Origin of the sequence: Vibrio anguillarum (assembly GCF_001989995.2) — a bacterium.
Classification (GTDB): domain Bacteria; phylum Pseudomonadota; class Gammaproteobacteria; order Enterobacterales; family Vibrionaceae; genus Vibrio; species Vibrio anguillarum.
In genome coordinates this window covers 49655-70683 of sequence record NZ_JAHGUP010000038.1, presented here as the reverse complement: position 1 = coordinate 70683, position 21029 = coordinate 49655, and the positions used below count along the sequence as shown (strand labels likewise).

Genomic DNA, 21029 nt, shown 5'->3' with positions numbered 1-21029 from the left:
GAGCCGCTTTTGCGGCTCTTTTTTATACAAATGAGTTTGTTTCAATCAATAAGATTACCTATATATTCTATTTGATTCGGTTGGTTTTGATTTATACAACCAAACGTAATCTATACCACTTGACGATAAGGCGCGCTTAAATTGGTTGGTTACTGATGTACGGCCACCTAGTGCGATGCTGATACGATATTGAGCAATTGAGGATTAATGAATGTGGCCACTAATATACTAATACCGATTGCTGAGTGGTGGGCTAGTTACGACTAAACGCGACGATTTTATACCTAATTGCGTTAGCGATGGCATGCATATTCAGCAAAAATAGCCTCCATTTATGGAGCTTTATTATGTTGCTCTCGCATCACATGAGCCGGATGACGGCGCTGAAAAGCTTGTTGTTCAGTGAGCGAAATCGCGTCACCTTATCGATAACCAGTGCTATTCTATGCAGTGTCTTTGAGCTTATCTCTTGGATTTTTCTCTATTTAGCCGTCACTGCGATTTACCATAACGAATCGGCGACAGCTTATTTTCTAATGATGTGTTTGACGGTAATGGGTCGCTACGCCTTTTATGCATTAGCAGTATGGCAAGCACATTTAGCGGCCTATCACATTATTCAGAAAGTAAGGCAACACTTAGTGCGTGCGTTAGCCAAGATGAGAATGGATAAACTGCGCAGCTTGAGTCGGGGCGATATTGAAAAGCGCATCACCGATGAATGCCAGAGTCTTGAGCCGCTGATTGCTCACCATGGTACGGATATCATCAACGGACTTCTGATGCCCTTGTTTATGGTGGGATTGCTATTCTATATTGATTGGCGACTCGCCCTGATTGCTTTAATGCCACTGCCGTTGGCAATGACTGCACAAATTTGGATGATGCGTGGATTTGCTGAAAGACAGCAGAAATATAATCAAATCGTCGCTCATCTGCATCAAGCACAAATGGAATTTCTGCGCACCATAGGTGTAATGAAACTGTTTGCAGTTGATGCGGATTCCTACCTTGAACTCAGCCGAACCTTACAATCTCATCATAAGATTGTGACGGGATACACTCAAACGATGGTTAGCGCTTGGGTGACATTCGTCACGCTGGCACAAATTTCGCTGATCTTGGTGTTGCCTGTTGCCATCATGCTCGCCAATACGGGCCAATTAACCCTCATTGATTTGGTGATGGTGGCATGCGTGAGTGTGGGATTGCTTAAACCGTGGTTAGACTTAACGCAAGTGTTTGCGCAAATTCAGCAATCGTTCATTGCCATAGACAGAATCCTTCCCTTATGCGGTGAGCCTGAGTCTCATCCTTTCCATTACCCCTCGTCTTTGATGCTTCTTGAGTGCCGTGACCTTGTTGTGGCTCGCGACCCAAAGGTTGCCGTATTGCAACAGGTGAATTTGAAAGCGTATCCCGGACAACGCATAACGATTGAGGGAGCGTCTGGGGTTGGGAAAAGCACACTACTTGCGTCGTTACTCGGTGAGTTGGAGCCTACTTCGGGTGCTTGGTACATCAATGGTCAGCCAATAACTGATATTGACGATGAGAGCCGTAGTCATTATCTCGCCTCGGTTGATCAGCGAGTGGTCTTTTTTTCTGGATCCTTACGCGATAATTTAATCTTAACGAAACGTCACGTTGAAGAGCATGAAATCTGGCAATTACTGACTTGGTTTGGGCTTAAACCGTTAGTGCAAAGCCTACCTCAGCAGCTCGATTGCCCAATTGGAGAAGCGTGCCGATTGTTCAGTGGTGGTGAAATGCAGCGTTTGGCGATTATCCGCGCCGCTGTCACTAAAGCACCGATCCTAATTTTGGATGAGGCAACGGCCCATTTGGATGCGCTTTCAGAGCAGAGCGTTTTTGAGGCGTTACGCCATTATGCACCAGCTCAGATTCAACTGATCATTAGCCACCGTGCTAGTCAGATTCAGCAGGTTGATCGCCGCTTGGTACTGTTGAACGGTCAACTAGAGGAGAAAGCTGATGAATAGTCTGAGGCGCTTAATTGAACATAGTGGTGCAAAGACACAGCACTTTTGGTTTGGTTTACTGGGCAAAGTCGCTACTGAGCTGATTGGGCTACTGGTCTGGATTATGTTATTTACCTTTCTGCTCTCTTCCGAGTCATTACCGTTCACTGTCATGTTATTGATAGCGCTGTCGTTGATCTTAGCGCAGTGGATAGTAGGCCAGAGTACCAAGCTCAGTTTTCTTGGTGCCTATCAAATCACCCATCAATTACGTCATCAGTTATTGACCGATATCCGTCTTCAACCCTTGGCGGCTTTGCGTGGTAAACGCTTAGGTGAAAAAGTAAAGTTACTCACTTCTGATCTCAAACAGTTTGAAGATATTTTCAGTCACCTGCTGACCGAGTTTGTCGCAACTTGGGTAACACCGATCGTCATGACGATTGTACTTGCACTGATTCAGCCTTGGTTAGCCGTGACTCTAGTGCTGATTTTTGGGTTAGCGTTTAGCGTATTAGTGCTCGTAGAACGGAGATTTAGCCATCAGGCAGACCACACACATCATACCAATGTGCAAAGTAGTAACTTGTTGCTCGAATACCTAGACTGTTTGCCGATGCTGCGCAGCTTTGGACAGAGTGGGCGATTGGCGGACCCACTCTGCCAGCAGATTGAAAAGCAAAAAGATCAGGGACTAGGATTAGAGTGGCTTGGCGGAAGTGGTGTATTGTTAGCAACGCTGATCTTAGAGCTTGGCCTAGTGATCAATTTAGTTTTGGCTGCGTGGTTGGTGGATCTCGATTGGTTGAATCGCTCACAATTTTTGGTTGCTGTGGTTGTCACCGTGGTCTCTATTCGTCCACTAGCGCGGATGACGGTGTATGCAGCCTTACTCCGCTATATGCTAAAAGCAGCATCACGTTTAGATCAGCTTTCCCAGTCGCCGCAACAAACCTCACAGGGCGTAGAACCCAGTACTTTTGATTTATCACTCAAGGATATTCACCTTTGCTTAGACGACCAGCCAGTACTCAATGGGGTTAACCTTGAGGTGGCGGAGGGTGAGCATATTGTGCTGGTGGGCAAAAGTGGTTCAGGTAAAAGTAGTTTACTCGATGTGTTGGCTGTGTTTCATATCCCCACACAAGGTTGCTTAACTATGGGAGGAAAAACCTTGGATGAAATAGGTACTGAGCACTGGTATCGACATATCGCCTATGTCACGCAAGAGGTTCAGCTCCTTGGCGGTAGCCTACGTGATAACTTGCTATTGGCCAAACCCGAAGCGAGTGAGCAAGTGTTGTGCGAGGCAGTAGAGGCGGCGGGTTTGAGTGAGTTAGTGGCTAAGTTGCCGCACGGACTAGATTCGCGGATTGGCGAAAATGGTAACCAAATCTCTGGCGGGGAGCGGCAGCGTTTGTCGATTGCGCGAGCGCTATTGCATGATGCGCCTATCTTACTGCTTGATGAATTTACCTCCGCACTGGATAGCCAAACTCAGGCCCAAGTGTTGCAAGCGCTTGAGATTCTTTGCCAAGGGAAAACGGTGATTTCCGTAGCGCATCGCCTGGAGACTATTCAGCAAGCTGATACTGTTTATTTGATGGAGGCAGGGCAATTGCGCAAGGTTGAGCAGTATCAACAGGAGGTTACAACAGCCAACTCACAACTCTATAAACCACAACTCTATAAACCACAACTCTGTAAAAAGAGCGAAATGGCTTAATGGAAAATGGTTCTTAAATCGAGCCAAGATATGTGCTCGGTTTATCCTTAACGATGTGAAGCTACCGCCATCTTGGCTGAGTTTTTTCGCCCCAATCACATGGTCTATTGCTGTGATTGGGGACTCACTTATTTGCCGCTAGCCTGCGATTTCAAGTTGTTTGGCTATATCAACAATTAGCTGCTTTACTGTCTTCTCCATCGACGACTACCATGTCATCCTCGCCTATTTAACAAGAGCAGAAGGATGAAAGGCTGTTTCTGCGTGTTGGCGAATGAATGCATCCCCATGAGTCTCGACCGACTCGATGATTGGGGTGAACGAACGTAGCCAACACTGCTTCAGCTTCAGGTCGGAATGGTATTATAGCCAGTCTGAATATCCAGCATCCACGGTTTCCCATTGGGGCCTAAAATCGCTTTTTTATCTATTTTTCCGACGGCGGTTTTGGGTAGATGGCTGAGCATGTGCAGTTCATCTGGAAGCTTAAATGAGGCGAGATTACGCTCTTTTAAAAACTGACGGAGTGCTTGTAATGTCAATGTTGAGTCTTTGGAGATGAGTGCGACACCGATCCGCTCGCCTAAATAAGGGTCGGGTACTGCAACCACGGCGACCTGCGCTACTTGAGGGTGAGCTAATAAATGCTCTTCAATTTCATCCGTAGCAATGCATTCCCCAGCTCGGTTGACCACATCTTTAATCCGCCCGGTCACGGTGAGATATTGGTCGCTATCCATGCGCACTTTATCACCACTGCAATAAAAACCGTCCAGAGTGAAAGCTCTCTGATTGTGTTCATTCGCTCGGTAGTAACCACGCAAGGTGTAGGGGCCTCGGGTCAGCAATTCGCCTTCTTCTCCCTCGCCAACGGGATAACCTTGAGGGTCGACCACTCGAATTTCATCGAGTGCGCAGACTGGACGACCTTGTCGAGACGCAATAATTTCAGGATGATCGCCCAAGCGAGTGCAACAGATAAGGCCTTCCGCCATACCAAATACTTGTTGTAGGGCATTAGGGAAAGCTTTTTGGAGGTCTAAAGCATCGCTGTAGGCGAGTTTCGAGCCTCCAACTTGCATTAAGCGTAGGCTTGAAAGATCGCTCTCTTCCCATTGTGTGGCTTCTGTCCATAATTGAGCTAAGGATGGCACCAAAGCGGTGGCGCTGATTTGGTGCTGTTCAATCAACCCAAAACAGTGGTCTGGCCCCGCGTGTTGGGTAAACACGACCTTTCCACCTTTGGCGAGCACCCCTAAAAAGCCCGGGCAGCCGAGTGTGAAATTGTGTGCAGCTGGCAGTACGGCAAGATAAACATCCCGCTCATTTATCTCACTTGCCTGACAGCAACAACGAATATTGAACAGGTAATCGTTGTGGGTGCGAGGGATAAGCTTGGGCAGTCCTGTCGTGCCACCAGATACCAGAAATAGAGCAGGGTGGTCTGGATTAATGGCAGGAGGTACCAGTGGTGAGTGAAGCTGAATATTATTTAGAGAATGATGGTTACCGTGCTCACCAAACAGATAAACCTGCTGTAAGCCTTGGCCGTTGGCTATTAAGTTATTTGCCAACGCCGCACCTTGAATTTCTTCACTAATATACGCTTTGGCATCGCCGAGCTGAGCCAAGTGTTTGATTTCAGAAAGCCCATGAGCAGGCAGCGCCAAAATAGGTACTAAACCTGCTCGTAGAGTGGCAAATAGAACGATGGGAAAGCGACAAGTGTTAGAGAGTTGGATCACTACGCGCTCACCCACTTGCATTCCGTCGGTCATTAAACGATGCGCGATCCCATCCGCCGCGTCTAAGAGCTCTCGATAGGTAAGTTGACCTTCGTCATCAATCACTGCGATCCGATCACCGTATTGCTCAGCACCTTGACTTAATAGGGACCAAAGCGGTGCATATTCCCAAAGTCCTGCTTGCTGATACAGTGCTGCTTGATCCGCTCGGTAGGTGCTAAAACCTTGCAGTAAATCTGACGTTATCATGTGGTTCTTCATGCAACTTCCTCACTGACTAGAGACGATTGATTTAGCGTGTAGGCTGGTTCAAGCACTAAATGGTCGAGTACGCAGGCCATTTTTTCGCAGGTTTCTTCCCATTCTCGCTGAGGATTAGACAAACTGATGATGCCAGCTCCGGCTTGAAGCATAGAAACAGAACCTGTTTTGTATCCCGCCCTTAACACCAAAGCCGCATCGAAAAATCCATTGCGGTCTGTAATGAATACGCTACCGCTGTACAGTTTTCTGGGTTGTTTCTCAAAACGAGCAATCGCGGCAATCGCCTCACGTTTAGGAATGCCAGAGGCTGTGATGGAAGGAAAGAGGACTCGGAAGGCATCCCATGCGGATTTGTCTGTGGCGAGCTGACCTTTTACTCGTGATGCTAAATGTTGCACGCTACCTCTTTCTGATACGGTCATAAATTCGGACACATGAACGCTTGAGGGAGTACAAACCTGTTCGAGCTCTTCGATAGCCAGCTTGACGGAAGCGGCATGTTCGGCAATTTCTTTAGGATCGTTAAGCAGTTCGTTCTTTAGCCTTGCTGCGTCGGTTTTATCTTGCGGCAATAAGCGTGTTCCGGCCAAAGGTTGGGTGCTCAAGGTCCCCCGCTCATCGACTTCTAAGACAGTTTCTGGTGAGAAACCAAATGCTTGCACGTTATTGAGCTTGAGCATGAAAGAGCGAGCCGGTGTGTTGTTGATTCTGCCGTTAATAAAGCTTTTGGTTATGTCGATATTGAATGGCAGTATGGCTGGCCGAGACAAAATCACTTTCTTGTATTGGTTGGTCTTGATTTCATTGACCGCTAAATCGACCGCCTGCTGATAGTGATGTTTCACTTCAAGGCCACCAACAATATCCTGTTGAGAGCAGGGTTTACCTTGCAGAGGCAATGGCGACGGTAAGTGTGATACTCGAGTAATGATGGCTTGAATTTGCGTAAGTAGTGAGCTTTCAAAGGTACGAACGATAACGTGAGTGGTCGTAACGCGTAATTCGGTTTCGGCTACAAACAGTTCCAGCAGTGGATGTTGACACTCTTGCTGCGGTAAATCGTGAGCAAAGCGACTGAATTCAAAATCAGCGCGGCCGAAGAGTCGCCAGTCCTCTCCACTCAGAGTTTGGGTTGCGCGATGAATATATTGACACAGATGATGAGGGTTTACCTGTGCGACTTTTCCTTCAAAGTCACAAACTTCGCTTCTATGGTTGACGGTTAATTGCAGTCGTTTATTGATGCCGATCGCCCATTCATTCTCATGCTCATAGACCAGATATTCATGACAGAAAGAGGCCGAGGTCAGTTCGGCAACGAGTTGGAGTGGATGACATTGATGTTGCAATACCAAAGAATGTAAATATGCCGTATGAATGTTAGCCATGTTGTTCTCCAGAAAAGTGGGGGTGGTTCATTGGTGGTGTAGGGCGATGCTCCACTCTTGTGGGTATATGCACGGTAACCTTGTTAAGAAAGTGCTCAGGGGTCGCCGTGATGTAAAAGTGATCGCCTGATATAGCTATCAGTGTTGGTTTCTCACCGATTGGCATCAACCATGGTTGCCATGCAGCGACTTCGGACTCCCAAGCTTCAGGGTCATGTTCGCCAAACACGAGTGTGCATGGGGTGTACTGTAGACATTTCGATGCTGTAACTTGTTGGTAGTAGTTAACTTGTTGGTGGTAGTTAACTTGTTGGTAGTAGCACTCTGTGGCTAAAAAATCCGCTCTCAACATGGGTAGAAACAGCGGGAGTAGCTCAGGATGCTGCTTGAGTATCGGACTGCCGCTGCCAATCGCGATCAGTTGGTCAATAAAGTCATCATCATTGAGTTGGCTCAATCGTCTTCGACTGCTTAAATGAGGGGCATGGCAGGCAGAAAGGATCAGATTTTTGATCGGTGATAGAGCTCCAAAACTGCTCTCAAATCGATGACATACTTCATAGGCCACTTGTGCCCCCATGCTATGTCCACAGAGTATTATTTGAGTCTCTTTAGTGAAGGTTTGATCCGCGATCCAAGTCCTCAATCCCTCAGCAACATCCTCTGCTATTGCTTCAATACTCGTGAGGGGGCGTTCTCGCATTCGATGATCTCTGCCAGGGTAAGTGGCCAGCAGTACCAGTGTTTCTTTTGCTAGTGCATTGCAGTCAAGTGACATCCATGTTTTAAATGCACTTAAACTGCCTCCAGCAAAAGGACAAATAATCCATATTTCAAGAGGTTGGGCACCACTCTGATAAAGTGTTTTGAACACCTGATTCATATCTCCACCTCTTTGGTTACTGCGCGATTGAATCGAAATGAAATTCGTGGTGGTGGAGTCATGGTCCTTTCTTGGGGTTGTCCACATAATGTGAGAATGTCTTCCCACAGTTGAGCAACCTTGAGTTGGTGACAGATCAGCAATAATGGCGCGGTGTCTTGCCCATCAATTAAACGGCAAAACTGCTCTAAAGTGCTGCATACCCCTTCCGGTCCGAATTCTTCAAACAGATCTTTAACGAGACAAGGTTGGTCGTAAAGTGTCTGCGTAGTCGGTTGATTGAGATAGTCTCCTTCAGCGAGGCTGACGACCTGATACAGGCTTTGCTGGTTATTCTGGTGCTTTTCGGCATGAAGCGCTGGTGTCCAATGTATCGGGCCATAGCTATCGACCATCGAAAGATAGCCAGCTTCCCACCCTAACATAAGACGATGCATGGCGAGGCTGTGCATATCTGGATCTTGTGGGGCCAGATAGTTTTGTAACTGCAACAGATAATCACCGTGAGGAGATTGAAGACTAATCAGATCAAAACGGTGTTGTTTGCCTAATTTTATAGGTTGAATTTTGCCATCGCGGCCTAATGCCAACAGCAGTAAATCCAATGTTGAGTAAAGCAACTGCCGACTTGTCGTAATATTACCGTAGCTGGCGGGCTGGCGCATTTGCAATGAGACTTGCTGTGCGCTTGAAATCATGGTTTGCCCCGCTTGAGACGAACTATAGAAACTATTGACTCGGTATTGGACTCCACATTGCTCTGCAAGCGCATGATGCCGTTGTAATTCTTTCGCCGACACGGGATGCTCTTGCAAAACATGAATATGACGTTTGAGCAGCTCTTCGACCAATACGTTACCGCCCCCACCGATAACGGAGGCGCGAACAACCACGCAGGCAATAGCAATATCCTGAGGCAACTGTGACACCTTTTCATACAGTGGTATACCAAAGGCAGTGGCCAGATTCTTTGAACGCAGGCTACCTTGGGACAGAATCCCTGCCAGTTCGAGATCGGGATGAGATTCGATAAAGGCATTTAGGTACAGTTCACCAAATTTAGCCCCAACGATAATGACTTTCTTACGACTCTTCATTTTCTAGCTCTTTTACGTTTTGTTGGTGGAACGAATTTAATGAATGTGAAGGGTGACCGAGCAGAGTAGAGATCTCGTGCGCCAGTGTTTTCACATGAGGTTGTTGTAATAGGGTGTAGTGATCTCCCTGCATGCGATGAATGATGGGATGACAGCAATCACTCCAGCCATGGCAGCGGCGTTTTGCCATCTCAGGATGTTGGTAGCGCATAAAATCAAGCTGTGAATGGTTTTGTGCGCTATAAAGTGTGATGGGGAGCGTCTCCAAATAAGGTGGCTGATAGTCGAGCATGGCACGCAAGTTTTGCTGATAGATTGCTAGCAACTCAGCAAGACTTGCACTGTCTAATAAGCCTGATCCTGTCTCTAAAAATGCCTTGGCAAGCTCTGCGCAAAATTGCGTCTCTGATTCGAAGTTCGAAATCACATGCTCTTTCAGCGCCGGGAATCGGCCAATACAATCTGCGTAGAAGTATTGGCGGATCGACGCCTCGGTTAATCGCTGATTTGGGTTTTGGCTTGGTTTATAACTATCAATCAAGATGCAGTGGCTGACCTCTTCGCCCTGTTCCATGAGTTGTCGAGCCATTTCAAAAGCCACTACTCCGCCAAATGACCAACCTGCCAGCTGGTAAGGGCCAGTTGGCTGTACGTGACGAATCATAGATAGATAGTGTGCGGCTAAAGCCACAATGTCGGTTTTTGGCGCAGATTTATCGTGCCGATCTGGGTAGGCAAGTCCATACAAAGTGATCTGGCTGAGCTCTTTAGCTAATGCTTGATAGCTCAATAAGTGTCCGCCAATCGGATGCACAATAAAGAGTGTACTGGTTCGGTTACTGCCGTTTGATGAGAGTTTTACCGGTGCATGATGGAGCGGTTGGGTTTGCTCTGTCAGCAAGGTGGCGAGGCGCTCAACCGTATCATGGGTTTGTAACTGCCCTGCGGTGAGAGCAAGGTTTAAACGGTGATTGATTTGGTTAAGTAAGCGTACGGCGATCAATGAATTTCCGCCTAGATCGAAAAAGCTCTGATTGGCGGGAATAGGGGCGAAATTAAGGCATTCAGACCAGATCTGAGCCAGAAGTTGTTCCTGCTGTGAGTGCGGCATGCGTAATTGATCTGCTGCAATATGGGCATCTGGGCGCGGTAGTGCAGAACGATCCACCTTACCGTTGGCCGTCAATGGAAGGTGCTCTAAGGTTATGATCTGGCTTGGACATAAGTACTGGGGCAACAGTCGGCGAGCATGATCCAGTAAAGCCTGATTATCACGTCGACTGTGGGGAGCGTACTGAATATAAGCCACTAAACGTGCACCATTTTGCGCGGTTCTGTCTGGCTGAACGATGGCATCTAGGATGTCTATTCCGCTCGCGTTGAGTGCACACTGACGTAGAGCATTTTCCACTTCACCAAGCTCAATACGATAACCGTTAATTTTAACTTGGTGATCGTTTCTGCCCAGAAACTCAATGTTACCATCCGGTAAATAGCGGCCTAAATCCCCCGTTTTATACAAGCGTTGGCCAAGCGTTGGATGTTCGATAAAAGCGAAGTCGGTCTTTTCTTGATCATGCCAATAGCCGCGAGCGAGACCACGTCCACCAATGTAAAGCTCTCCTGTAACCCAATCTGCACAAGGATTGAGCTGTTCATCGAGCACATAAAATTGTTGATGAGTGAGCGGTTTTCCATAGGGAATACTGCTGTGTGTGGTATAGCTTTTCTCAATCGGATAGCAGATAGACCAAATGGCGGCCTCGGTAGCACCACCTAAGCTGAGCAATTTAGCCTGAGGCGTAAGGGTATTCAGTCGGTCTGGTAAGTTGACGGGTATCCAGTCTCCACTCATCATGATTTGACGTAAATGGGGCAGCGGATTTGATCGATTTTCTAGTAAATCTACCAATAACTGTGCGAAGGCTGGCACACTATTCCACACCGTAATCGCTGACTGCTGAGCTAAATGCACCAGTGCTTCAGGATCTTGACTTGGCGATGTCTGTGGTATTACCAATCTTGCCCCACAGCTTAGGGTGGAGAAAATATCAAACACAGAGAGATCAAAATTGAGAGAGGAAATCGCCAATACTCGGTCACGATGATCGAGTGCAATACGCTGGTTAATATCGAGCAGGGTATTGACTACGGCACCATGCTCCATCATTACCCCTTTAGGTTGGCCCGTGGAGCCAGAGGTGAAAATGACGTAAGCCAGATCGGTCGGTTGGTTTGCCACTGGGATAAAATGCGCTTGGGCTTCTGTCATTAACGCAGGGAATAGAACTCGATAGTCATCGGTGCGGCAAGGCTCAGAGCTATCGCTGATAATGGTTGAGACTGCTCCTTGTTTAAGCAGAGCTTGGATACGAGGTTCAGGATAAGCGCCATCAATGGGCATATAAGCTTTCCCTGCCAACAGAATGGCGAGAACAGCGACTACCTGTTGCCATCCTTTGTTCATCACAACCGCCACTAATGGTGCATCATCTTGCTGTTCGATAAGCTGCGCAGCTAAGTGCTGAGCGGAAAACCAAAGTGTTTGATAAGTCAGTTCTAGTTCGCCTTGCTCAATCGCAATTCGCTGTGGGTGCTGTTCCACACCGAGCCTTACTAAATCGCACAATGTCGCCACACAAGCCGTAGTTTGGTTGTCTAAAACCAGTTTGAATTCACCTTGTGTCGCATTGACTTGATCACGCTTCTGCTGCTGTGCAGAGGGGAGTGCTAGGGCGAGAGGTTGTTGCCAGTCTCGGCTTGTAAGCGTTTCTAACGTGTGGGTATAAGCGGCAAACATGGCTTCAAAGACACCACTTTTTAAGTAGTTTTCTTGAATCGTCCATTTGATGATAACGCCGCCGCATGGTGACGGAATCAACATACTGTCAAGGTAAACATGGGGGGTTTGTGCACCAAAGGCATTGAGCTTGCCATAGGGTAATGGTCTATGTTGCCCAACCGATAAGGTGTCGTTAAACACCACTGGCATGCCCGCATTGAGATTATGATTATGACGGTTTTTTTCAGTTAACACCGATTGACCATCAAATAAGGAATGTGCCATATCATCGGCCATCTGCTGTTGAATTTGCTCAACAAACGCGAGCAATGAACCGGGTTGGGTTCTTACTTCAAGCATGGATGTGGTTGAAAGGTTGCCAATGACGTCGGCGGATTGAGGCAGCATAGCTGGACGGTTACTGTGCAGTATATTGATCGCAAAATGCTTCTGGGCACTCCAATGACTGATCACAAGGCAAAATGTAGATAGCATACTCATTGACGGCAATAAATTATGGGCAAATGAGACGGCTTGGATCTGACTCCACTGTTCAGCACTGAGGTGGTGAGTGAGTACACTTTGTGCTAAATGCTCTGAGCGTTTATCCGCTAACGGCAGTGCTGGAGCTTCTGGTAGCGTCGGTATTCGGTTAAGCCAGTAAGCTTGAGCTTGTTGGTAAGGCTCAGAGTGTTTGAGCTGTTCAAGCTCAAGGAGATAGTTGTCGATACTCATCGTTGGCACTGCCAATTCGATACTCAGATCGTCATACAGTGCAAACCATTGTTGAAATAGAGTATTGAGGCTTTTGCCATCAGCCACGACCAAATCGAGTACCAAATGTACCAAAGAGGTTTCGCCGTCTACCTGCAGGATGCTGATATCAAACAGAGGCCATTGATGTGTCGCTACACCGTGGGCGGCGATCTGCGTCCTTGCCTCATCAATCCAGCGTGTTTTTTGTGGTTCATCCCATGAGCTTAAGTCGAGAAACTGTGGTTGATACTCTGGTACTTGGCGATGAATATGATATTGACCTGCATCGATTTCACCGCGTAACTGGTCGTGTAATTGCACCAGTCGATTCCATGCTTGGGTAAGTCTCAGACGATCAAGATGCTTAATTTCAAGCTCTGCATAGAAATGGGCAACCCCATTTCCCAAGGAAAACAAGGCATTTTCACCAAGCCAGTAGGCATTTTGTAGCGGTGTGAGTGGGTAATGTCGAACGCAAACGCCATTTTTCTGTTGTGTTGTATTATCTTGGGATTCAAGAGTTGTGTTTGGCTCAATAATGTCCGTTTCAACGGTTGTCGTTGCAGTAGACGGGGCACTCTCAAATTGGCAACAGAAGTCTTGGAATTTCGGATGCTCAAACAAGGATTGTAAGCTCGCTTGTTTGATTCCCGCATGTTGTAGTGCCACGATCATCTTTGTTGCCATTAAGCTATCACCACCGGCAAGGAAAAAATCGGTGTCGTGGTTAATCTCACCATGTAAAAACGTTTGCCATATACTTTTTATCTGCTCTATTTGTTGCTGATAGGACTCAGACTGACCTAAGGTCTGCGGACTATGTTGCGGACGTTTTTGGGTTACTATCAGATGTTGACGTAATGCTGATACCTCACTGTTGGGATAGCTCAACTGTGGCTCTAAACCTTGTTCCGCCAGCAGGGTAAGCCAAGCTGGTTGTGTCAGCATGCCACTTCCAGTGGATTGGCGAAAATCGTTGAATGCGTTGATTCCTTCAATAAACCCAACCGTCGCCAACTGCATTGGGCTGTGCTGATCGGTCGCCTCAATCAAAATCAAATAGCCATCATCGGCCAACAGAGCACGGAGACCTTGCAAACATTTTGCGAGATCGATGGCATCGTGCAGAACATTGACGGCCAAAATAACCTGATATCCACCATCCATTTTTAGTGCTTCATCAATGGGCTGATTAATATCAAATAGCCCATAGCTTACCTGTGGGTACTCAGACAATAGTTCGCGCGCTTCATGAAGGAACAGACGAGACACATCGGTAAACTGATAGTGGCGAATCGTTGAGGAGGCGAGGCTTAATACCTCTCGAGTGGTGGCTGCAGTGCCAGCCCCGACTTCAAGTATATTCAAACCTTGCGCCTGCTGTTGGCCAAGGGCATAAATGGCGCGCGCGGCACTTAAATTCAATATTTGCAGTGATGGATTACAACGGTAGAGGCTATCGGTGATCGCCGGGTCAGAAAATAGCAACTCGAGTGCAGAGTGGCGACCATTCAACAAAGCCGGGTGTTGCTTGAGGCAATCCTCAAGATAGGTATCCAAACGCTGACACCAAGCTTGTTGAGGCAAAGGTAATCGTGGTGCTTTGGGGAAATCGTCTTGGAAGCGATACTCTCCATCCTTCTCCGTCAGCACGCCCTCTCGGCATAACTGATCTAACCAAAGTTGGATAAGCTTATGATGTTTATCGGTCACTTTAAGTTGTTGAATAATTTGTGGTGCGCGATAGGCTTGCTCCGGCGAAGTAAATAACTGGTGATTGCGTAAGGTTGTCCAGATCCCACGCAGTGCACGATGCTCAAGCTGCGCCCACGCTTGCGTCACCTCTTGTACAATCTGTGGTGAAATTTCGGGGAGAGACATGTTGTGCCAATCAAGGGTGGATTCGGCGATGACGTGATCAGGCGGCAGAAGGGGGTGCAGAGGCTCTGGTTGAGTCAATGATCGCTCGAAAAACTGCGGGTCTGCCGCACACTGTTGCAGCAAGCTTAGATATTGGTTGAATAAGTTTTCCAACAGATCTGGCGCCAGTACGCCGGCCATGCAATACCAGTTGAACGCCAAATTACCTTCAATTTCCATGATTTGATGATCAAGCCAGACTTGTGGGGTTTGACTCAGAACATAAACCGGATCCCCTAGTAAATGGGTCATGGCTTGTTCGATATCCATGCCATCCATCGACATTCCCAGCATGCTAGTAAATACCACCGGAGTTAACGGCAGTGCCGCTTCTTGCTCACTGAGCTGACCGGAGGATTTCCAGTGTTTGGCTAGTTCGCGGATCACCTCAACCCCATTGACTTGACTATGGCCTAAGCGTTGCCAAAGTTTGCTTTGGGTTTGTAAGATACGCTGTTTCAAATCGGTGCTTGAGTCGTGTTGGAAATCCATTAGAAGGACTGAGGTGAAGTCACCAATCAGATCTTGGACGGCCTCATGAAAAGGCTGACGATTAAAGAACGTCATGTTCAACGTAAAATCAGGGCTTGCAGTCCAATTGGCCAAGGTATGCGCAAATAGGGTCAGCAGGCCAGCTGAAGGGGTTACCCCCCATTGTTGCCAAACCGATTTTAGCGTTTGCCATTCAGAGTCGCTAAGGCGGCCTTCTAAGGTAATAAATTCCGGAGCATGGTGTTGATAATCCGGGTTCAGTGGCAACTGAGGCGCTTTAGGCAGAGTTGGGATCGTTTGTTGCCAATAGTGCCATGAGTTTTGCCACTCGGCGGAATGGCGTAACGTTTGCTCATGCATCACGTAGTCACGGAAAGTGATCGACAGAGGCTCCAAGTCTTTGCCTTGATAGGCGGTGGCTAAATCATCCATCATGATTTTGAAGCTTTGTACATCAAACTGCAGTAAGTCGAGGTTTAGGTGCAAACGCACTTTGTGCTCAGATAAACGGCTGAGTTGGACATCAAAGAGTGGCCAGACATCCGCAGCCCGTACCTGATGACGCATTTGTTGGCGTATTTGCTCAAGCTCAACGTGTTGTGCTTCTTCTGAGAGTGAACGTAAGTCTCTCTCTACAATCGGAAAATAGTCAACCTCAGCGTGAACAACTTGTTCTCCTGCATGATTGACTGTCATGCGCAGCATGTCGTGACGCTTGATTAAGGCATTCCAAGCGGCTGCAAATTGTTGTGGGTTAAACTCGGTAAGATCCTTATCCCACTCAAAGACGACGTGACAGGCAATACCGCCATATTGAACCCAGGGTTCACGACCAATCCAATACGCGTGTTGAATAGGCGTGAGTGGGAAGGGGGTATAGCGGTTGTGAGGATCGTTCACAAAGTGTGTGAGCATTGAATCTGATTCTGGTGCAGCAGGGACACGGGCGATCGCTTCCACCAAACCTGAAATGGTTAAGTTTTGGTAGGCTTGTTCGGCATCGATCTTGACTGCGAACTGTTTTTGAATAACCGCACTAAGCTCAAGAAATTGCAGAGAGTCTAAACCTAATTGCAGTAAATCTTGATCGACTCGGATTGGTGTATCGTCACTCATACCCAATTGGTAACGAAGTCGTTCGGTTAACCATTGACCTACATCACTCACTGTGGGACGCGTTAGCGGCTTGGGTGATACCAAGCAATCTATGGTATCTACTGTATCTATTGCCGTGTTCAATGGGTCAAGATAAGGCTGGAAATTAGCATGCTGAGGTTCGATATTCATTGCCAGTACGAAAGGAGCGCTACTGAGCAGACTCTGACTGATCTGCCACAAACCTTCTTGTACGTTTAAGGTATGCATACCTTCTTTGGCCAGTGTATCGAGAAGCGCTGAATCGGCGGTCATTCCTATGCTATCCCAAGCTCCCCATCCAATACTCATCACGCGGCAACGGCTGCTGCCCTGTTGGGCGAGAGCATAGCCATCTAAGAAGGCATTGGCTAACGCATAAGCACCTTGTCCAACCGCACCTAGTGAAGCTGCGGAGGATAAACCCAGTAAATATTGGGCTTCTTGTGCTTCAAGCCACTGGTGTAGTGCGACAAAAGCGTGGCATTTGGTTTGAATAAGTAGGGCAGATTGCTGAGGATCCCATTGATTGATAAGGCCTGTTAGCGATGTTCCCGCAGCATGAAACGCACCTATGATAGGTAAAGTCCGCGGCCAATCATTAAGCATTCGTTGCAGCTCCCCTTCTTGGCTCACATCGCAAAGCAAGGTCATCACCTGACAGCCGAATCTGGCTATGGTTTGGCAAAACTCAGGCCAATCGCTGGGTTCTCGTCGCCCAATCACCGCAATATGGCGGGCACCGGATTGTGCTAGCCATTTAATGATGTGTCGGCCTATGCCCCCCATACCTCCAGTGACAAGATGCCAACCTGAAGTCGTAAACCAAGAGGAAGGGATGAGGTCAGGCACGGTTTTGGCGTGCACCAATTGAGGTATCCAGTAGCTGTGGTTGCGATAAGCTATCTCAGTCGCTAGATGGAAAGGAGCAGAGTTTAAAGCCTGACTCAGAATCAGGGCTTGATGGTGATGATTCTCAACAGACGGCTCAATATCAAGTAGATAGATACCTTGCTGTTTGTGTTCCGCGCGAGCAACTCGCAGCAGAGACATCAGTGCCACTTTCTCGGCAGCAACACTTTGCGTTGCATCTGTCGCCATGGCTTGTGAGGTCAAAACATACAGCGTTGTAAAATCAGCGCTTAGTGATTGGATGACTTTTTCAGCGCACTCGACAAGCTCACCATCAGGCAATACGAACAGGCTGACAGTCTCATTGACACGGTAAATCTCCCCTTGACACTGTAGGGCTTGTTGGAGATCAGACTCACTAACGTTGAGCCTAGCTTGGCTCGCGGCGACTGGCAGCCACTGCCACTCATAGCGCTGATGGGGGCTTGGTAACAGCGAGTGTGGTTGAGAATCATCAAAGTTTGGGGTTTGAATCTGACCTATCCAAGCCCATTCTCCTGAAGTTAAGCATCCTCTTAATTGGTATTGGACTTGTCCCCAGAGTTGAGTCGTTCTGTGTACAACCAGTTGCGTTATTGTTTTAGGGTCAAGAGATGGCGCTGCAACAATCAACCAGTCGCTACGCTCTTCTTGTACGAAACTCGGCATATGCAGGGTGATGAGTTGATGCCAGTCTGTTTCTGTTGGTGTCATTACCCAATCTACATAGAACAACTGCGTTTGATTGCTGAATGGTATTGCTAGGTTTGGCTGAATCGAAGGAGTCAGTGGACTGAGCAAACGCTGTTTTATTTCTGCCACTTGCTTTTTTAGTTGCAGTGGCGAAGTGTGATAACAACGTAATACTTGCTTAAGGCGCGCCGGAGTCTCGCATAAGGCTCGGATATCGCTCAATTGCACTGTCGCTGGCTCTTGATTGGTGGCCAAAGCATCACGCAGCCATTGTGCAACCACGTCTGTGGTTGGCAAAGACACGGCGGTGAATTGATAACACTGATGCCCTTGTTGCAAGTAGCCGTGTTCAAGTAAAGAGTTTAAAAGTGTTGTGATCAGATCTCGATGTTTTGGTAGCAAACGTCCCCCTCGGATCAGATCGCGCAGGGTAAAACGAGGCTGAGCCGTACAAGAGTGAATCAAATCGCGGATCACACAACAGCGCAGCATCGGATAGAGAGCCGCGATTGTGGTGGGTGGCGGTACACTCAAGGTTTGCTTAGGCAGTGCAGTTTCGATTGTTTTGACATCGGAGGTTGGATACCAATATCTCTGTTCATCGAACACATACAGAGGCAATCGACAAGGTTGACCTTGCAGCGCGAATAGCGCTGGCCACTTATTATTGCAGCCCGCGATAAAAAGAGCGGCTAAGAGTTCAGTTTCTAAACGCTGTGTAGGGATGTTGGGGTGAGAAGTACCTAGCCATACACAATCTGTTGACCATGTTTCACGTTGCCCCATGGCTGTGAGGTGCGCACTTGGGCCCATTTCGACCAACAGCTTAGCCTGCTTGGCTAAGGCCGACTCTATTGCACGCTGGAACTGTACAGTATCACGGACATGACGGGTCCAATACTCAGCGTTGAACGATGCCGCATCATCGGCGACCTGTCCTGTGACACTAGAAATGAGAGGTATGGTACCTTGCTTTGCGGTTATGGGAGCCGCAAACTCATGAAACGACGCTAGCATTTCATCCAATAGGCGTGAATGTGCGGCGCAGGATACGTCTAACTTTTTATAACGAATGGCATGCTTATCAAGTTCCAGTATCGCGTTGTCGACATCCCGTTGATGGCCGGAATATACCCAATGCTGCGCGCCATTATGCGCGGCCAGATCGAGTTCGCGCAAAGCCGGTATCGTCTCTAATCTGTTTGGCTTAGCAAAAATTGCCAACATGGAGCCCGCTTGGCGTTCCGCACATAAGTGCATCAGCCGTCCTCGTTCGCTAACAAGTGCAATCGCTTGTTGGTGAGTGAGGTACCCTGACACCACACAAGCGGCAAATTCACCCACCGAATGGCCCATCACCATATCTGGCCTAAACCCTTTACTTTGCCAGTGAGCTGCCATCGCGATTTCAAAAGCCACAATCGCTAATTGTGCGTAGTCGGTACGTTGGAGTAATTCTGTGCGGTGACCGAATAACGCATCAGTAAGCCGTATTTCTAAACTGCCGAGCGCATATTGTTGGCTCAGTTCGATGCTGTCACGAAATGCGGCGCTGCGGTGATATAACTCTTGTCCCATATTGGCCCATTGGCTGCCTTGGCCAGTAAAGCACCACACCACCTTGCCTGTTGCTGAAGGCTGGCCAACATGTAAATCACGGCCAGCTTGCCCTGTTAGCGCGAAATCACGTAGGGCCTGAATTGCCGCAGAATTGCAATCAATTGCCAGTCGATAGGGGAGATCTAATGCTCGCTTTAACATGGCGGAGTAAGCAATATCACTGTGGTGTGTTGGCTGTTCTAAGCGTGTGGCATATTCACCGGCCAGTTTACGTAGCGAGGTTTCACTATTGGCGGAGATCAGTAGTTTTGCATTTTCGGATCGAGGATTGAGGGGCGTAGGATCCGCCAGCTCAGGGGCCGATTGCACAATCATATGGCAGTTGGTACCACCGATACCAAAGGAAGAGACCGCCGCAGTGCGAGTTTCGTTCAGCCAATCAATGGTAGTGGTCGCAAGCTGGAAACCAGAACCTGTAAGCTCTAGAGCCGGGTTAGCTTGAGAAACGTTGAGTGAGGCCGGGATTTTGCGGCGCGATACCGATAACACCGTCTTGATTAAAGAGGCGATACCTGCCGCTGTGTCCAGATGCCCGAATCCGCTTTTTACTGAACCCAAAAAGCAGGGTTTGGCTTCAATGCTGCGTTGATAAGCTTGTTTGATGGCTCGAACTTCGATAGGGTCACCGAGTTTAGTGCCTGTACCATGAGCCTCGATCATCTCCACTTCATCGGGTAATACATCAGCCAAATGCAGGGCATCGGATAGCACTTGTGCTTGGCCTTTTACCGAGGGAGCGGTAAACCCCACTTTATCCTGACCATCGTTGTTGATAGCACTACCACGCAACAACGCCAGAATAGTATCACCATCGCGTCGCGCATCCTCCCAGCGTTTGAGCACCACACAGCCTAGCCCGTGACCACCAAAAGTACCATTGGCATCAATATCAAACGGGCGACACAACCCATCTGGAGAAAAGATCATACCGGGTTGGTACAAGTAGCCTGAGCTTTGAGGAAATGACACCGCGACACCACCCGCAATCGCCATATCGCATTCCCCCGAACGCAGACTTTCGCAGGCGAGGTGGCAGGCGACCAAAGAGCTAGAACAAGCCGTTTGAACAGTAAACGCAGGACCCGTTAAGTTAAATTTATGGGCGACTCGCGTGGCAAGGTAATCTTTATCGTTACCCAATAAGGCTTGTAGCCCCTTGACTTGGCCAACTTGAGTGACATCAAAGTCGGCAAAAGAGGGGTAGGTACTGGTACGAATCGAGCCGAAGACACCAGTTTTCGATTGAATGGCGTTTGGTGCATACCCTGCATCTTCAAGCGCATGCCAAACTATCTGTAAAAATAGCCGCTGTTGGGGATCAATAGAGAGAGCTTCAGTTGGCGAATAACCAAACAAGCTTGCATCAAAGTAGTCTGGATTATCAATAATGGCACCGCTTGGCACGAAGTTCTCTTGCGCGGAGAGCGAAGTGGTTATTCCAGCCGTTTGTAGCTCTTGTTCCGAAAAATAGCTTTGCCCAGAAATACCATTCACCAAGTTGTGCCAAAATTGCTCCGCATTTGGTGCTTTCGGAAAGCGGCAAGCCAGTCCAATGACGGCGATGGGGTCACTGTTGCCAAAGCAAGGGTCGAGAGTGTTCATGGTTATCCTCGTAATTCAGTTGCAGGGTGGTCAGTTTCGCCACCCTGTTGTGCA

At 48.1% G+C, this 21029-nt stretch carries 7 protein-coding genes; 2 read left to right on the top strand and 5 right to left on the bottom strand.

Annotated elements, in window-relative coordinates:
• Positions 1-347: 347 nt before the first annotated feature.
• Together PL85_RS10075 and PL85_RS10070 are read left to right on the top strand one after the other, a co-directional pair.
• A complete protein-coding gene (locus PL85_RS10075; protein WP_017046020.1) occupies positions 348-2003 on the top strand; it encodes an ABC transporter ATP-binding protein in 1656 nt (551 codons plus the stop codon).
• On the top strand, positions 1996-3708 hold the full coding sequence (locus PL85_RS10070; RefSeq protein ID WP_115340296.1) for an ABC transporter ATP-binding protein: 1713 nt from the start codon (positions 1996-1998) through the stop codon (positions 3706-3708). The genes PL85_RS10075 and PL85_RS10070 overlap by 8 nt, the downstream gene beginning before the upstream one ends.
• Positions 3709-4055: 347 nt before the next feature.
• Here PL85_RS10070 and PL85_RS10065 read toward each other — a convergent pair whose 3' ends face one another.
• From PL85_RS10065 to PL85_RS10045, 5 genes are read right to left on the bottom strand one after another with little or no spacing between them, the layout of a single operon-like run.
• Complete coding sequence (locus PL85_RS10065; protein ID WP_115340295.1) at positions 4056-5714, bottom strand: (2,3-dihydroxybenzoyl)adenylate synthase; 1659 nt, start codon at positions 5712-5714, stop codon at positions 4056-4058.
• Positions 5711-7105: a salicylate synthase gene (locus PL85_RS10060; protein WP_088733498.1), complete on the bottom strand. Its 1395-nt coding sequence runs from the start codon at positions 7103-7105 to the stop codon at positions 5711-5713. The genes PL85_RS10065 and PL85_RS10060 overlap by 4 nt, the downstream gene beginning before the upstream one ends.
• The gene (locus PL85_RS10055; RefSeq protein ID WP_088733497.1) at positions 7098-7988 is read right to left on the bottom strand and encodes a thioesterase II family protein; all 891 of its coding nucleotides are present in this window, start codon (positions 7986-7988) and stop codon (positions 7098-7100) included. Before PL85_RS10055 ends, PL85_RS10060 begins: the two co-directional genes overlap by 8 nt.
• Positions 7985-9085 (bottom strand): Gfo/Idh/MocA family oxidoreductase, encoded by a 1101-nt coding sequence (locus tag PL85_RS10050; protein ID WP_115340294.1) that lies wholly within the window; start codon positions 9083-9085, stop codon positions 7985-7987. The genes PL85_RS10055 and PL85_RS10050 overlap by 4 nt, the downstream gene beginning before the upstream one ends.
• The gene (locus PL85_RS10045; RefSeq protein WP_115340293.1) at positions 9072-20975 is read right to left on the bottom strand and encodes a non-ribosomal peptide synthetase/type I polyketide synthase; all 11904 of its coding nucleotides are present in this window, start codon (positions 20973-20975) and stop codon (positions 9072-9074) included. Before PL85_RS10045 ends, PL85_RS10050 begins: the two co-directional genes overlap by 14 nt.
• Positions 20976-21029: the final 54 nt, after the last annotated feature.

What these genes read in the sequence shown, in the direction of transcription:
- PL85_RS10075 (WP_017046020.1), top strand. Translation starts at nt 348, where the DNA reads ATGTTGCTCTCGCATCACATGAGCCGGATGACGGCGCTGAAAAGCTTG.
- PL85_RS10070 (WP_115340296.1), top strand. Translation starts at nt 1,996, where the DNA reads ATGAATAGTCTGAGGCGCTTAATTGAACATAGTGGTGCAAAGACACAG.
- PL85_RS10065 (WP_115340295.1), bottom strand. Translation starts at nt 5,714, where the DNA reads ATGAAGAACCACATGATAACGTCAGATTTACTGCAAGGTTTTAGCACC.
- PL85_RS10060 (WP_088733498.1), bottom strand. Translation starts at nt 7,105, where the DNA reads ATGGCTAACATTCATACGGCATATTTACATTCTTTGGTATTGCAACAT.
- PL85_RS10055 (WP_088733497.1), bottom strand. Translation starts at nt 7,988, where the DNA reads ATGAATCAGGTGTTCAAAACACTTTATCAGAGTGGTGCCCAACCTCTT.
- PL85_RS10050 (WP_115340294.1), bottom strand. Translation starts at nt 9,085, where the DNA reads ATGAAGAGTCGTAAGAAAGTCATTATCGTTGGGGCTAAATTTGGTGAA.
- PL85_RS10045 (WP_115340293.1), bottom strand. Translation starts at nt 20,975, where the DNA reads ATGAACACTCTCGACCCTTGCTTTGGCAACAGTGACCCCATCGCCGTC.